This window comes from Gemmata sp. SH-PL17, assembly GCF_001610855.1.
Taxonomy (GTDB): domain Bacteria; phylum Planctomycetota; class Planctomycetia; order Gemmatales; family Gemmataceae; genus Gemmata; species Gemmata massiliana.
On sequence record NZ_CP011271.1, the window covers coordinates 7934769 to 7947037 of the forward strand.

At 63.3% G+C, this 12269-nt stretch carries 9 protein-coding genes; 5 read left to right on the forward strand and 4 right to left on the reverse strand.

Annotated features, from left to right (window positions below; genetic code table 11):
* Positions 1-3: 3 nt before the first annotated feature.
* Positions 4-1317 carry an acyltransferase family protein gene (locus VT84_RS33060; RefSeq protein ID WP_082842540.1) on the reverse strand — a complete coding sequence of 438 codons (1314 nt, stop codon included), beginning with the start codon at positions 1315-1317 and terminating at the stop codon, positions 4-6.
* Positions 1318-1455: 138 nt separating this feature from the next.
* On the opposite strand from VT84_RS33060, the gene rdgB reads away from it, so the two are divergent.
* Positions 1456-2070, forward strand: a complete 615-nt coding sequence (gene rdgB / locus VT84_RS33065) for an RdgB/HAM1 family non-canonical purine NTP pyrophosphatase (RefSeq protein WP_082842541.1) — start codon at positions 1456-1458, stop codon at positions 2068-2070.
* Between the two features lie 14 nt (positions 2071-2084).
* Here the strand turns inward: rdgB and VT84_RS33070 are convergent, their stop codons facing one another.
* Positions 2085-2972 (reverse strand): hypothetical protein, encoded by an 888-nt coding sequence (locus tag VT84_RS33070; RefSeq protein WP_082842542.1) that lies wholly within the window; start codon positions 2970-2972, stop codon positions 2085-2087.
* 337 nt (positions 2973-3309) lie between these two features.
* Here VT84_RS33070 and VT84_RS33075 point away from each other — a divergent pair, with 337 nt between their 5' ends.
* Complete coding sequence (locus tag VT84_RS33075; protein ID WP_082842543.1) at positions 3310-3804, forward strand: Clp protease N-terminal domain-containing protein; 495 nt, start codon at positions 3310-3312, stop codon at positions 3802-3804.
* A 52-nt stretch (positions 3805-3856) separates the two neighbouring features.
* On the opposite strand, the gene VT84_RS33080 is transcribed toward VT84_RS33075, so the two are convergent.
* Positions 3857-5905: an RNA polymerase sigma factor gene (locus VT84_RS33080; protein WP_082842544.1), complete on the reverse strand. Its 2049-nt coding sequence runs from the start codon at positions 5903-5905 to the stop codon at positions 3857-3859.
* A 277-nt stretch (positions 5906-6182) separates the two neighbouring features.
* Between VT84_RS33080 and VT84_RS33085 the strand changes: the two genes are divergently transcribed.
* Positions 6183-7622: a TIGR04222 domain-containing membrane protein gene (locus VT84_RS33085; RefSeq protein ID WP_082842545.1), complete on the forward strand. Its 1440-nt coding sequence runs from the start codon at positions 6183-6185 to the stop codon at positions 7620-7622.
* 235 nt (positions 7623-7857) lie between these two features.
* Here the strand turns inward: VT84_RS33085 and VT84_RS33090 are convergent, their stop codons facing one another.
* A complete protein-coding gene (locus VT84_RS33090; RefSeq protein ID WP_082842546.1) occupies positions 7858-9018 on the reverse strand; it encodes an acyltransferase family protein in 1161 nt (386 codons plus the stop codon).
* A 300-nt stretch (positions 9019-9318) separates the two neighbouring features.
* Here VT84_RS33090 and pgi point away from each other — a divergent pair, with 300 nt between their 5' ends.
* Positions 9319-10953 carry a glucose-6-phosphate isomerase gene (gene pgi, locus VT84_RS33095; protein ID WP_082842547.1) on the forward strand — a complete coding sequence of 545 codons (1635 nt, stop codon included), beginning with the start codon at positions 9319-9321 and terminating at the stop codon, positions 10951-10953.
* A 399-nt stretch (positions 10954-11352) separates the two neighbouring features.
* On the forward strand, positions 11353-12246 hold the full coding sequence (locus VT84_RS33100) for an exosortase/archaeosortase family protein (protein ID WP_162271933.1): 894 nt from the start codon (positions 11353-11355) through the stop codon (positions 12244-12246).
* The last annotated feature ends 23 nt before the right edge of the window (positions 12247-12269 follow it).

Below are 12269 nucleotides of genomic sequence, written 5' to 3' on the forward strand. Positions count from 1 at the left end.
CACTTACGCGGGTGAGGATTCCTCGCGTGTTTCAACAGTCGCAACGGACGCGGGGGGAGCTTCTGCCCGCGCCCGTGTTTTGCGCCCGTTTAGCACGGTCCCGATGACGGTGTAGCGCACGAACCATTCGTAACTCAGAAGCAAAACGCTCGTTGCCGCAGCGCTCACAAGCCCCCACTTCACCAACCCCGGCAGCGGCCAGTCCTTCACCCAAAACTGGAGCAGCACGATCGGCGTAATGCTCGCAAGGTAGCACCAGTACGAGGCGTCCGCGAGGTACCGCGCCCATCCGCGCGAGAGAGAGAAGTAGTGCAGGAACGCGCCCCACAAACCCACGATCATGAGCCAGGTGTACACGGCCTGCGCCGCAAATGCCGCGAACCTTCTCACAAACGCACTACTCGCGTCGGCTTTTTCGGCTTCAATCCCGGTGGCCAAAGCCACCAACCCGATCGGCAGCACGAGTACGTTCGCGATGGTGAGATTGAAGCGCCATCCCCGCCCGAACGTGGGTACGAGAGCGCGGTGCCGGTACAGCATCCACCCGAACGCGAAGAAGCCGAAGTAATAGGCCAGAATCTGCCCTTCCGGTTGCCATCGGAGCGGCGTGTCGCTGACCCACGTCTTCATTGTGAGGAGGACCGGGATTGTCGCGAGCGCGGGCACCAGCACGCGCCACCGGCCCTCAATTAGTCGCTGAAATGCATCGTCAATAGCAGCAAGCACCGGCGTTCCGGTTAACCTTCCGAGGAGCGGCGCGAGCAGAACCACCGCGGCGTAAAAGTAAAGCAAGTAGTAAAGGAACCACAGGTGCCCGAGCGGTAGCAGGGAAACGTATGCGCCGGAAACGAAGCGGTCCGCAACGATCGCAACACTGCTTTGCTCCGGGTTCGCGGCGATCAGGTCAGCCGCGAACCGGCGCACCGGGGAAGCCGTCTCCGGAACGCCCTGCGCACGGGCGTTCTCCAGTTCCGCGTAAAGGAACGCCCCCATAACGGTGGGAGTGACTAGCATCACCGAGAGAACGAACGGGAGCGCGACCCGAAGAATGCGGTGTCGCACCATCCCGCCGAGCCCGTACCGCTTGTAGAGCAGGCAGCCGAAGAACCCCGCGAGCAGGAAGAACGTCTGCATGCGGAATGTGTGGACCGCGAACAGGCACACGTCCGCGAGCAGGGTCGGGTCGTTGTCGCGCACGGGCCAGAAGACCGGCGGTTGCGTCCCGAACGAGAGCCCGGCGTGCAGTACCACGCCGAGGAACATGGCGAACCCGCGGAGGCTGTCCAGCGCGTGGTACCGGTCGTGCGGTGCAGACATCAAGCGCCCCACTACCAGAACGGGAACCGAAGCCGCACGAGGTCGACTCGATCGCGTCGGCGGTACCGTGGTCTTCAGTCCGTGCGGTTGGGACAATATATTGCGTCGTGAGAACGCTCTCCACAACGGAAGGCCGCAATGATCCGCGTCGTCATCGGCAGTCGCAACAAGAAGAAACTCAAGGAAATGGTCGACCTCCTCGGTGACCTGAGCCTGGATCTCACGGACCTGACACCGTACCCCAACGCGCCCGAAGTTGAGGAGACTGCCGACACCTTCGTCGGGAACGCGGCGCTCAAAGCGACACAACTCGCGCCGGTGCTGGGCGCGTGGATCATCGGTGAAGACAGCGGGCTGTGTGTGCCGGCCCTCGGCGGCGCCCCCGGCGTGTACTCGGCCCGGTACGCGGGCACGCACGGCGACGACCAAGCCAACAACGACAAGCTCTTGCGCGAGATGGCCGCGCTCACCGGCGCGGAGCGGGGCGCGTACTACATCAGCACGGCGGTACTCTCCGACCCAACGGGTAAGGTCGTCGCGTCGGTCGAGGGGCGGTGCCACGGAACGATCGTCACCGAGCGCCGCGGAACCGGCGGGTTCGGGTACGATCCGCTGTTCCTCGTGCCGGAACACGGGAAGACGTTCGGCGAACTGCCGCTGGAAGTCAAACAGCAGATGAGCCACCGCGCGAAAGCGTTCGCCGAACTGCGCCCGGTAATGGAGCGACTGGCGCGCGGCGAATCACCCGCGTAGCACCCGACCGCGCGTCAATCTCGCCGGGGGCGCTTCATGCCCTTGATGGAGTGCAGCGGAAAAAGTTTCCACCCGGCGTCGACCTCGCCGACCAACCCCACGAGCACGCCGGTCTTGCCGTCCTTCTCGAGCTGCTGTGGAATCACAACGACTTTTTCCGTGTCACCGATCTGAACCTCGATCGCTGCGAGGTGCGTGTTCTGGTCCACGGCCAGTGGCGTGAACGTCTTCACCGCGTCGTCCAGTTTGAGCGGGTCGCCCTTGCGCACGGTGGCGGCTTCGGCCAGCACCTCAACGCCGCCGGGATACTGGTACAGGAACTTGAAGTTCCCCGCTTTAAGCGTCGGGTTCTCGGCCTTCGGCTGGTCGATTTGGACCTGCCAGGAACTCGTCCCCTTCTTCGACGCGATTGGTGTTGCGTCCGCGAACACGACCGCCTTGATGTTTCCTTTTGTGAACGCCCCGCCGCTGAACCGGGTCACCTTATCGTCGACGGTCCCCTCAAAACCGAGGACGTTAACGCCGCGGTACTGGAGCGTTCCGGCGAGCGGTTCCGCCAATCCCTTCACCACCACCGACGCGACCTGCTTGTCGTAGTCGTACTTAATCGATTCGACCGAGTTGACGGGGACGTAAGTGATGATCCCTTTGGAGTACGTGGTGGAGTGTGGCTCGCGGAGTTCGAGCGCGAGCGGCCCTTTCTTGGCATCCTCGGTATCGCCCGCCGGGTCGCCCAACCACGCGAGTCGGCGGGTTCCCGTGCTCAATTTCAGCCCGGCGACTTTGACTTCCTTGTTATCGGCGTCAGTAACGGTGGCCTCGGTCGGCCCATCAGCCGCTCGCGCGAACGCCAGACCGGAAACCAACATCAACCCGACCACGACCTGTCCCCAGCGCCGCATGGGAGGCTCCTTTGAACAAGCTCTGAGTTCCAAAGCTCCAGGTGTTCCAAACCAAGGGCCGAGTGGAAATTAGCACTGAGAACTTAAGCGTTCGGAACCATGAAAACATTGGAATTCCTGCGTCCCGGAACTCAATTTTCGCCCGGCGCGATTCATGGTCGGTCGGAACATCTGGGCGAGCAAGGAAAAAGTGTGCGGACACGACAGGCCGTCTTGCGGGTTGGAGCGCGGCGCGACATAATCACCTCACACTTCGGGCGGTTCGCTACACCCGAAACGTTGCCCTACGGGCCACACACGCCCAGCCACAGTCCGAGATGGGAACGGGTCCAAAACCGTGGACGACATTTTCCTGCCAAGTGGTCGGCTCCGTCCGGACATCCTGGACGAAGCCACAACCCGCGTTCTGCGCGAGGCTTTGGGGCACACCCGAGCCACGAACTGGGACAGCGTGCGGACCCCGCACCTGTTCATGGGCCTCTTGGCCGCTCCGGATTCCGGGGTGTTCAAGTGGGCCGGGAAACTCGGGGCCGACCTGCCCGGGCTCCTCGACCAGTTCCGCGACCTGTTTCACCAAGCCCACGCCGAACCCGTCCCCCCCCTACTACTCAACCGCGAATTCCTTTCCGATAACGTGATCCGCTTGGTCCGCGACGCTCACGGCCGGGCCTGCGATTGCGGGCGCGGGGTCGTGACCCCGATGGACCTGCTCATCACGCTGTTCACCACCCCCAACAGCATCGTTGCCGAGTGCTTCGAGCGGATCGGCGTAACGGCCGCCAAGCTCACGGAACTCGCGGTGCTAGCGGAACGCGACGTCCCCGCCCAGTAGAACGATTCTTTCACGGTCGAGACGAGGGTACGGTCAACGTGCCCAATTCGTGTCACTTCTGTTTCGGCAGCACGTCTACGAAGTGTGTGGTCGACTCCACTTTCCCCCACGGACACGCCGGGAAACTGAGCGTCACCTTCACTGCGTTCACTCCAATCTTCACTCCGTCCGGTACAGCAACCTTCGTAAAGAACTGATCTCCGCAGCACCGATCGATGAGGTTCGCGGTCACCTTCACCGGTTTGTCACCGGCTTTCAGCGGGGTGAACTCAAATTCCGCGACTGGCCCGAGCCCCTCGGCGAGTTTCTCACCGACGAACGAAGCGAAGCTCCCCGACCCGATGCCCGGGGCGCCGACCTGGACCCGGAACTCGACCGCTTTGTCCACACTCAGGGGCGAAGGCATCGAGAGTGACGGACGCACAATTACCTCGTTGCCTCCGAAATGAAGCACCTGGGCTTCCTTTGCGGTCTCTGCCAGACGCAAGTTGGTCAGACCGGCCAGTTGATCCGGCCCCCCGCGTGCTTGAGAGCCGAGCCTCACATAAGTGCTCGTGTCCGTGATCTTCAGAGTGGTAATGACTTTGATCGAGTGGCTCGTCCCGTCGGGTTCGGTCAGGTCGATTCCGGTGAGCGTGACGCTCACTTTTCCGTCGAGCCCTTTCTGTACTGTGTTCGGGTTATCGAACTTTTCTCCGTCTTCCGTCAGATCACCGTTCCCGTTCCGGTCGATGTAAAGGGTGGTTCCGTCCAACACGACCCAGGTACGGAACTTGGCTTCGAGACCGAAGGCCAACAGCAAGTACCGCGGGTCGCCCGTGTACTTCGGCTCCTTCTTGATGGTCCGCTCGATTTTGTTGAGAACAGCCGGGAAGGGCAGCACAGCGACCTCGTCTTTTACCGCGCGGTAGGTGCGGACGTTCCCGCCGTCTTTGTTCTTCAACTCGAACCCGGTCCGGTTTTCCGCCCACGTCATCTGATACTTCCGCACCGCGTCTTCGGGCTTCACGCGCATCGGTTCTTCCCCGTTCCACCGCTCGGTCACGTCGTAGGTCAGTTCGCCGTTCTTCAGCTCGTATTTCCCGCGGAGCGTGACACTCGTATCCACGCCCGGATTGCGCAGGTGAACTTGCCAGACGAGGTGCTTGCCGTCCACGAACCGGAGCGTTTCGGTGCGGGTGGCTCCGTCCCAGGTGAACGTGAGGCGCCACTCCCCCGCGAGAGCTTTGTCCGGCGGCCCGGCATTCGGGTCCGGTGCGAGTACGCGAGCCTGGGGCTTGGGGGGAGTGATCGATGGCGGTTCGGACCTTCGTGCCGCGAACACGCCGGCCGTGGCGAGACCGAGACACGCGATCACAGCGATGCGAACAAGAGGTGCCTTCACGGGTAACACTCCAGTGGAAAGTGGGACAACGGTGAGTGGAGGTGGAATTGCACCGGTTGCGATGGCGGTGGTCGTGGTGGTCCAGTTCGGTGCGGCCGGTGCGGGCGATTCGAGCACCACGGCCAACAGCCCGGCGGCGAGCGGGAACCCGCGCCGACCGAGTCCGGCACGCAGCTTCTCCCGGCCACGTTCGAGGCGCCCGCGGAGCGTCGTGAGCGGCCAGCCGAGGCGCGCGGCCGCCTCGTCGCGTGTCAGCCCTTCGAGGTAGCACAGCACGAGCGGCGCCCGAAGCGTTTCCGGCAGCGCGGCGAGCACTTCGTCGATCACCCGGCGCGCGTCCGCCCAACTCGGTTCGGGCGGCAGTGTGGGCGAAGTCACTTCCGGTAACGGTTGAATTGGTCGGCGCCGCGCGCGTGCTTTTCGAGCCACTCGCACCGCGACCCCGTGCAGCCAAGCTCCCAACGCAGCGGGCTGGCGCACGCGACCCGCGTTGCGTGCCAGGAGCAGGAACACCGCTTGGGCCGCGTCTTCGGCGTCCTGAGCATGGCCGAGCAGCCGTCGACACGCACCCAAAACGGTCGGTGTGTGCCGGTCCACCAGCACCGCAAACGCACTTTCGTCGCGGGTCGCAATGAACCGCGCGAGTAACTCCGCGTCGGCCGACTTGATCGGCGCCGAGCGCCCGGCCAGTTGTCGCACGAACGCACTGAGCGACATTGCTTCTCCCCCGCTTCCACTCGATCCGAGCTATTAGTGCCCGCGATTCTCTCCCGCGACATGCTGATTCGAGAAATTCTCGCACGGCCTCAGTGAGTTTGGTGATTCCTGCTCAGTCCATGTGCGGGCGCGCCTGTAGAGCGAATGCGGGCCGCATGCGCGGTACGGTGGGTGTTTTCATCTCTTCTTCTTAATCGTCTATCTTTCCAAATCTCCCGCGTTCCGAGCGAAGTACACTGCGAGTAGCTCGCATCGTATCTCTCAAGGGATTCTCCCCATGTCTCCCGATCGGTCGGAACTGCTCGCAAGCATCCTGGCGTTCGACATCGACGGCGGCGAAGTCGCCCTCCCGTTCGCAGCGCGCCTGGCGCGCGAACACGGCTGGTCCCGGTCCCACGCGGATCGTGTGATCGAAGAGTACAAGCGGTACGTGTTCCTCGCGGCGACGGCCGGGTTCACCGGGTGCCCGTCCGAGGACGTCGACGCGGCGTGGCACATGCACCTGACGTACACCAAGTCCTACTGGAAGCGGCTTTGCAGCGAAGTGCTGGAACGCCCACTGCACCACGAGCCCACGAAGGGCGGTCCGGCAGAGGGGGCGAAGCACCTCGCCATGTACGCCGAGACGCTGACCGCGTACCGCGAAGCGTTCGGTCACACAGCGCCCGCGGACATCTGGCCCGCCGGGGCCGAACGGTTCGGCGACGACACCCGGCACCGGGTCGTGAACGTCGCCCGGAACTGGGTCATTCCCAAAGCTCCCATCAAGCGCGTCGCACAACTCACGGCCGCGTTCGTGCTTATCGCGCTCGCGGTTCCGGGGTGTAACGGTGGAGTGAACCCGTTCGCACTGAAGAACGCGGACTTCCTCACCATACTGGGGTGCGCCCTGGTCGCGGCCGTGTGCATCGGCCGGGTAGTTCGCTCCGTGATGTCTACCCCCAATGCCCCTCCGGACGACGAATACCACCTGAACTGGGAGCAGACCGCGTACTTGGCCGGTGGCGCGGGGCGGCTCATGACTGCGGCCGTCGCCCGCCTGGTCGGGCGGGATCTGGCCCGTGTCGGGGACGACGGCAAGCGGTTGATCCGCACCGGGCCGATTCCAGACGATGTCAGTTCCGCCGAGCGCGCGGTGCTGCAAGGGCTACCGGTCTCGAACGACGCAGCCTCCTTGAAGCCGATTCAGCAAGCTGTGGATGCCGCGTTCGCCCGAAACGTCGAGCGCCTCGAAGAGGAGGGGATCGTGATCCCGAAGGGCCGGCAGGTGCTCATCGCGTTCACGTCGCTGATGCCGCTCGCGGTCGTGCTGTTGTGCCTCTCGCTTCCTCGCCTTCTGATGGGGTTGGACGCGAAGAAATCAGTGGAATACTTGGCCACTATGTCGATCGTCGGCGGAGTTTTCAGTCTGCTAGTCGTACTCGCTGGTTCGGGGCGCTTGAGCCACCGCGGGCGGGCGCTCCTGGCGAAGCAGAAGGAACAGTACGACCCGCTCCGGGCCGGTACGCGGTGGGAAAGCAACGGCGACGCGGGTATGGCCGTCGCTCTGTTCGGAACGTCGGTGCTTGCTGGCACCGCGATCGCCCCGCTGCAAACGTGGTACCCCAGGCAGACCAACGAAGCGTCGTCCGGCGGGTGCGGCGGTAGCAGTGGGTGCGGGGGCGGATGTGGCGGAGGCGGAGGTTGCGGAGGTGGCGGGTGCGGAGGCGGGGACTGATTGAAACTTCGCTGCCCGGGCCAACCCAGTAAACACGATTCACAATAGACGCACCTCGGCCATAGGAGCCGAGGTGCGTGCTTATTTGCATCTAACGCAGACTTAGTGCTCACCCTTGCCGTGCCGGATGTTTGTGTTTGTGGCACAGGCCTCTGGCCTGTGGAGGCGCTCACACAGGCCAGAGGCCTGTGCCACAAAACATAAGACCAAACGCATCCAGTCAGCACAATTGCCCTCACAGTTTCAAGAACAGTTTATTCTTCTCCAAACTGCGCATAAGCACGTAGCAAATAGTGAGCGCCACAACAGTAGCGGCGGCAACATACCAGAGCGGCGCGTCTCGGGGAACGAACGGTTTAACCGCTTCGTACACGAGGCCGTGAATGATGTACGCAGCGAGCGCGTTCGACCCGAGCGTGCGGAACACACCAATTCGCATTGAACCGATATCGCACGCCAACACGAACACCGCCAACACCATGAGTGCGACCCCGGCCCCGAACAACGTGTAGGTCAAACTCCCGGACCGCTGGCTCATCGTAAACAGGTCGTTCGTCGGGGGCTTCACGCTAACGAAAACGAGCGGCGGCGGGGCGGTCGAAACCGAGACATTGAAATGCCATTCGTCCATATCTGATGGCGCAAGGTGAACGCAGGACAGGCCGTAGGCAAGAGCCGCGACAATGGCGCCGATAAACGCAAAGCGAATGCAGAGCCGTTCGCGGTTCGGTGTCGATTGGTAGAGATCGCACGCGAGCGAACCAATTAACAGCGGAACCGCCCACGTGAGGAACCCGAGCGGTCCGCCGTCCACGCCGTTGGGCGGGGTGTTCGTCCAGCGGTAGTTGAACCAGTACGACAGCGCGACGTGCAGTACACCTGAAAAGACGGTGTACGCGATCCGTACACGGGAACTCGCCGCGATCACCGGGAGCACCCACAGCGACGTGACCGCGATGTGCCCGAGCGTCTGGAACAAGTCCTGCTTCGCCCACCGGAGCACAACCACATCGAGCTGACTTAAATCTTCCCACTTTTCCCACTTGGAACCGACGCTGTACACCGTGAACGCGACCAACAGGAGGCCGAGGTTTCGGCGCACCGCGTGCCAGTAAGCTGCTTGTGCTCCAACCGCGACCAAGCGCTTCACGAACGTGAGCCGGAACGCGAACCCCACCGCGAACAGGAACTGCGGCATGATCGTGTCGGCGTAGCTGCAGTACGTGTGGTGGTGCGCCAGGACCGGGAGCTGCGTCTTGATGACCGCGAACGAGCCGACGAAGTTCACCAGCAGCATACCGAGCACGGTGTAACCGCGGAACTGGTCGAGCGAGACGAGGCGCGCGGATTCGGCCGAATTCGGGGGCGGAGCCAGTCCATAAGGGGCGGATTGCATCGAAGTTTCTTTGTGTTAATGGGTTCGAGGTCGCGCCGGCCGGTGCCCCTGTGATTGGTGCGTGGGCGGGTCCGTACCGCGGGCGCCAAAGACGAGCGCCCATCCGGACCGTTCGGAGTACCAGCGAGACGAATACTGTGGCCGACAAGCCTACCGAACTGCAAGCCGTAATCTGCCGAAAAATGGAATGATTAAGAGCGTGTGTAGATCAGAGCGGCGGTCCCGAAGCATTTCTAAGGTCAATCGTGGAACCGTTCACAGAACGCGGTACATTAGCGGCCACCCCCAGGAGATTCCCCAATGGCCGCCGAACGCCCCTCGCTCACTCAGCGCCCCGCGTGGGCCGCACTACAATCGCACTACCAAACGGTGCGAACCACCCACCTGCGCGACCTGTTCGCGAGCGACCCGGGGCGCGGGACGCGCCTGACCGCGGAAGCCACCGGTATCTTCCTCGACTACTCGAAGAACCGCGTGACCGACGAAACGCTGAAGCTGCTCCTCGCGCTCGCGACGGAATGCGACCTCAAGGGCCGCATTAACGCAATGTTCAGCGGCGAGAAGATCAACATCACCGAGAACCGGGCAGTGCTGCACACGGCCCTGCGTGCCCCGAAGGGCGCAACGGTCACGGTCGACGGCACGAACGTGGTACCCGAGGTCCACGAAGTCCTCGACGCGATGAGTGCGTTCGCCGATCGCGTCCGATCCGGTGAGTGGAAGGGCTTCACGGGCAAGCCCATCAAGAACGTCGTCAACATCGGGATCGGCGGGTCCGATCTCGGTCCGGTAATGGCGAACGAAGCTCTACGGCACTACGCCCAGCGCGAACTTACGTTCCGGTTCCTTTCAAACGTGGACGGTACCGATTTCGCCGAGACCGTGCGCGACCTCGATCCGGCCGAAACGCTGTTCATCGTCTGCTCGAAGACGTTCACCACGCAAGAAACGATGACCAACGCGGAGAGCGCGCGGGCGTGGTCGCTGGCCACTCTCAAGGATAAGGCCGCGGTCGCAAAGCACTTCGTCGCGGTCAGCACGAACAAGGCGAAGGTCGAAGAGTTCGGCATCAACTCCGCGAACATGTTCGGGTTCTGGGACTGGGTCGGCGGGCGCTACTCGATGGACTCCGCGGTGGGCCTCGCCACGGTGCTCGCGCTCGGGCCGACCAACTTCCGCGAGATGCTCGCCGGCTTCCACGCGATGGACGAGCACTTCCGCACCGCGCCGTTCGAGAAGAATCTGCCCGCGCTCATGGGCCTGATTAGCGTCTGGTACGGCAGCTTCTTCGGTGCCGAAACGGTCGCGGTGCTGCCCTACGACCAGTACCTGAAGCGGTTCCCGGCGTACCTGCAACAGCTCACGATGGAGAGCAACGGGAAGCGCGTCACGCTCGGCGGCGCGGAAGTCGATTACCAGACCGGCGCGGTGTATTGGGGCGAACCGGGGACGAACGGCCAGCACAGCTTCTACCAACTGATTCACCAGGGAACGAAGCTCATCCCGTGCGACTTCATCGCGTTCTGCAAGTCACTCAACCCGGTCGGCCGGCACCACGACCTGCTCATGGCGAACGTGTTCGCTCAGGCCGAAGCACTGGCGTTCGGCAAGACCGCGGAGCAGGTCCGGGCCGATAAGGTCGCGGACTGGCTGGTGCCGCACAAGACGTTCCCCGGCAACCGCCCGTCGAACGTGCTGCTGGTGGAGAAGCTCACGCCGTTCGCACTGGGCACGCTGGTCGCGCTCTACGAGCACATCGTGTTCACGCAGGGGGTAATCTGGGACATCGGCTCGTTCGACCAGTGGGGGGTGGAACTGGGCAAGGTGCTCGCGTCGAAGATCGCGCCGGAACTCGAATCCGCGACCGAACCGGAACTGAAACACGATACGTCTACCAACGCGCTCATCAAACGCTATCGAGCCGGCAAGAAGTAGCCTCGATACAAGGCAGACGCGAGCGACAATCTTGGTTTTAAGCCCCGTTTAGGGGCGGAAGTGAGTAGCCAGGGGTGAAGCGCATGCGCAACCCCTGGCGAGCCTCGGTGCAATGTAGGTCCGTCAGGATAAACGGAAGTCCGCCAGGGGTTTCACGTCGCCTTCGGCTCGCTCCACCCCTGGCTACTCACTTCCGCCCCTAACGGGGCTTAAAACCAAGATCGCCCTCAACTCCTGCCCACCCCATTTTGACATTGCGAAATGCCACGCCGAGAAGTTGAAAGCGCCCCTCCGCAATTGGGGTTGATTCGCCCCAGTCTCATCTGCCACAATTCCGCTCGGTTCGGATTCCGGGTCACGGATTGGACCCGCGATCGCCCGGTTCGCACGGGGACACGGATGTCGTCAGTTAGCTTCGCATCACCGACTTTACCCGCTCCCGCGTCGGCTTCCGTGAAGTCGCGCGTCGCAATCTGGCAGGGCGCGGCGCTCGCCGCCGTTCTCGGCTGGGCGTACCTGCCCATGCTCAGCGTGTTCGCTGACAAGTGGCTGAACGACCCCCAATACTCACACGGCCTGCTCGTGCCGTTCTTCTCCGCGTTCCTCCTGTGGCGCGGGTGGAAGAGCGACGCACTCGTACTCAAACCGCTCCCCGTTCTGGGGTGCGCGCTCCTGGTCGCGATCCTCGTGATGCGCGCCGTAGCCGGGGCGCTGCTGTTCTACCAGCTCGACGCGGCTTCGCTGCTGCTCGCGCTCGTCGCCGTGAGCCTCGCGGTCGGCGGGGTGCCGCTGGCGAAGTTCACCGCGCCGGCGATCGCGTTCCTGGTGTTCATGGTCCCGCTGCCCTACGAACTCGAGCGCAACGTCGGCTCGCCGCTCAAGGTGATCGCGACGGTGTGCAGCACGTTCCTGCTGCAAACGCTCGGGCTGCCGGCCATCCGTGACGGCAACCTGATCCTCATCGACGACGTCCGGATCGGCGTCGTGGACGCCTGCAGTGGGCTGAAGATGATGGTCACGTTCGCCGCGTTCTCGGTCGGGGCCGTGCTCATGATGCAGCGCAGCCGGTTCGAGAAACTGATGGTGCTGCTCGGCATCGTCCCCATCGCGATCCTCACGAACGTGCTGCGCATCGCGGCGACCGGCGTGAGCTTCGCCAACTTCACCGACGAGGGGACGCGCGCGTTCCTCCACGACGGTTACGGCTACATGATGATCTTCATCGGCCTCGCGCTGCTCGCGCTCGAGCTGTGGGTGCTCAAGCGGCTCGTGGTCGACCCGTCTCGGACCTGATTCCCAGTGGCTCGGCCCTCACT

What these genes read in the sequence shown, in the direction of transcription:
- VT84_RS33060 (WP_082842540.1), bottom strand. Translation starts at nt 1,317, where the DNA reads ATGTCTGCACCGCACGACCGGTACCACGCGCTGGACAGCCTCCGCGGG.
- rdgB (WP_082842541.1), top strand. Translation starts at nt 1,456, where the DNA reads ATGATCCGCGTCGTCATCGGCAGTCGCAACAAGAAGAAACTCAAGGAA.
- VT84_RS33070 (WP_082842542.1), bottom strand. Translation starts at nt 2,972, where the DNA reads ATGCGGCGCTGGGGACAGGTCGTGGTCGGGTTGATGTTGGTTTCCGGT.
- VT84_RS33080 (WP_082842544.1), bottom strand. Translation starts at nt 5,905, where the DNA reads ATGTCGCTCAGTGCGTTCGTGCGACAACTGGCCGGGCGCTCGGCGCCG.
- VT84_RS33085 (WP_082842545.1), top strand. Translation starts at nt 6,183, where the DNA reads ATGTCTCCCGATCGGTCGGAACTGCTCGCAAGCATCCTGGCGTTCGAC.
- VT84_RS33090 (WP_082842546.1), bottom strand. Translation starts at nt 9,018, where the DNA reads ATGCAATCCGCCCCTTATGGACTGGCTCCGCCCCCGAATTCGGCCGAA.
- pgi (WP_082842547.1), top strand. Translation starts at nt 9,319, where the DNA reads ATGGCCGCCGAACGCCCCTCGCTCACTCAGCGCCCCGCGTGGGCCGCA.
- VT84_RS33100 (WP_162271933.1), top strand. Translation starts at nt 11,353, where the DNA reads ATGTCGTCAGTTAGCTTCGCATCACCGACTTTACCCGCTCCCGCGTCG.